The organism is Gordonibacter sp., from assembly GCF_036667095.1.
Classification (GTDB): domain Bacteria; phylum Actinomycetota; class Coriobacteriia; order Coriobacteriales; family Eggerthellaceae; genus Gordonibacter.
The window spans coordinates 1-2,014 of the sequence record NZ_JAVWUP010000336.1; the positions used below are offsets into that span (position 1 = coordinate 1).

Annotated in this window: 6 protein-coding genes; all 6 read right to left on the reverse strand. The window is 58.6% G+C overall.

The features are described from left to right. Positions 1–310: hypothetical protein (locus RR842_RS14370; protein WP_332730263.1), on the reverse strand; the 310-nt coding region annotated here is incomplete at its 3' end. Next, positions 307–720 (reverse strand): minor capsid protein, encoded by a 414-nt coding sequence (locus tag RR842_RS14375; protein WP_332730264.1) that lies wholly within the window; start codon positions 718–720, stop codon positions 307–309. The genes RR842_RS14370 and RR842_RS14375, both read right to left, overlap by 4 nt. Further along, positions 717–1,094, reverse strand: coding sequence for a minor capsid protein (locus RR842_RS14380; RefSeq protein ID WP_332730265.1), 378 nt, complete (start codon positions 1,092–1,094; stop codon positions 717–719). Before RR842_RS14380 ends, RR842_RS14375 begins: the two co-directional genes overlap by 4 nt. Then, positions 1,091–1,426: a putative minor capsid protein gene (locus RR842_RS14385; RefSeq protein ID WP_332730266.1), complete on the reverse strand. Its 336-nt coding sequence runs from the start codon at positions 1,424–1,426 to the stop codon at positions 1,091–1,093. Before RR842_RS14385 ends, RR842_RS14380 begins: the two co-directional genes overlap by 4 nt. After that, complete coding sequence (locus RR842_RS14390) at positions 1,426–1,785, reverse strand: hypothetical protein (RefSeq protein ID WP_332730268.1); 360 nt, start codon at positions 1,783–1,785, stop codon at positions 1,426–1,428. Before RR842_RS14390 ends, RR842_RS14385 begins: the two co-directional genes overlap by 1 nt. After that, positions 1,772–1,975, reverse strand: a complete 204-nt coding sequence (locus tag RR842_RS14395; protein ID WP_332730269.1) for a hypothetical protein — start codon at positions 1,973–1,975, stop codon at positions 1,772–1,774. The genes RR842_RS14390 and RR842_RS14395 overlap by 14 nt, the downstream gene beginning before the upstream one ends. Between the last annotated feature and the right edge of the window lie 39 nt (positions 1,976–2,014).

Genomic DNA, 2,014 nt, shown 5'->3' on the forward strand with positions numbered 1-2,014 from the left:
AACGGTACTGTGTCTTGCGATCCTTTCCCGTGAGTAAGGCGAGGGACTGCACATAGTCTTGCACGGGGTCGCCGTACCAGCGATGGCCCGTAATGGCAATGGATACCTTGATGCTATCCACACTGGTTTCAGTGTTGCCGAGATTGTGGTAGTAGGCATCTTCAGAGATTGTTTCGTCAGATTCTGGTGCGCATTCGAGGATGCCTCGCTGTGCCCATGCCCAGGTAGGAGCAGCTTCGGCGGGGGTGATGTTGAGCTCAATGATGTGCGCATGGTTCGGCGCGTAATCGAGCGTTTCTTCGATGCTCATAGGGTGGTCCTTCCTTTTGTGGTGATGATTGCTTTGAAGCGGCATTCCCATACGGTTATGCCGCTATCTGTCAGCTCGAGTTCCTGTGGGTCGGTGTAAACCTCTGTCGAGGTTAGCCGGTAGGTGCCGTTTTCGCTCGCCAAGTCGGCATGCGTGAGCAGCTCGGCTATGTCGCAACACTCGTCGATGGCCTGACGCTCGCTTTCCCTGGCCACTGCAACTTGGAACAGGTAGGAGACGTTGCGTGTGCCGTCGTAGTACGTGCCTGTGGTCGTTGCTGGCACGCGCCTTACCGCTATGCCGCCGTCGGACACATCGGCCAGCCGTTTTACGTCGGCATCTTTGTATCCCGCTTCCCGCAGACGCTTTGCGGCAACGTCCACCAGGTCGATGCTTCTGGCCGGGCTCATTCGGCCTCACCTATCGTCATGGAGCCTGCGCCATCGATGCCGCACAGCTTACCTGCCATGGTGCGCCAGCTGTCCACCTTCTCTGCCTTGGCGACTTCGCCCCATTGGGGAGCAGCGTTCACGTTCTTAACGGTTCGTACGTTGTCAGCGTTGTATACACGTTTGGCGTAGGGGGTGTCCCAGATGATCTGGCCGTTTTCGTAGTCAGATGCAACGTCCATCGAGTCGCGTAGTGTGCCCTCGTCCTCTGGTACGTGTTTTCGCATGTCGAACCCAACCCGCTGTGCGAACGCCGCCTGACGCTTCCGCAAAGCGGCGGGGGAGTACGCGGCTTCGATGGCTTTCAGGTCAACGGTGATCTTCGGCTGGCTCATTTAACATCGACCTCCCAGTGGTGAACGCGTCCGCGCAACTCATGAGGCACACACACGATAACTTGCATGTTCTTCGCCTTGCCAGGTACTGATACCTTCGACCCCTTCGGCACCTCGAAGGCACCGGCAGAGTTAACGGCGTCGATCCAGAGGCGCCCCTGTGCCCCATCTGCTAGCTTGTAGATTCGGGGGTTTAGGGCCTCCTTGCGCTCGAAGCGCACATGCTCGATGGTCACAGCATCTAGGTATTCACCCCCGTACTCGGCCTGAGGATTGGGGATGCGCACTTCCAGGCTGTCCGTCAATTCCGAGAGCGGTATTTGCAGCGGCATTATCCGACCCCCGCATACAGCAGGCCGGAGCCGGAAAGCTCGCGCCGAATAACGCGCTGCATATCCGTTTCGTAGGGGTTAAGCTCAGACGCTCCCGCACTTGCCGAGAACGAGCCTATGGATATGCTCGCCATGCTCTCGCCGATACCGCCTGAGGCCCCGTAGGCTGCGTCAACGTCAACCGCTGCACACACGGCGCTGAGGTAGGCCGCTTCTTGTTCCGCATCTTCGGGGACGTTGAAACCCATAACCTCGCGCACAGAGGCTCGTGCCGCCCGAAGCGACGCGTTAAACGCCGTCCCTGACAACTTGCCGCCCCACTCCCGGTAGGCTTCATGTGTGGGACTAGGAAGTGGCATTTGCCGCCTTCTTCGCCTCGTCTACGGCCTTCTGCACAGCGTCCGGAGCTTCTACAGGCTTACCGTCCTTACTCTCGTCCGGTTCGGTGGTTGGCTCTGTCGGCTTCTTGTCTTCCGGCTTACCCGCAGGCTTCGCGGGAGCCTTCTTTGCCGCCCTCTTCTCCTCGAACGTCAGTCCTACAGTTCGCATGAATCCTCCTTAAACTACGTGGCTTGCGTAGATGAGTCG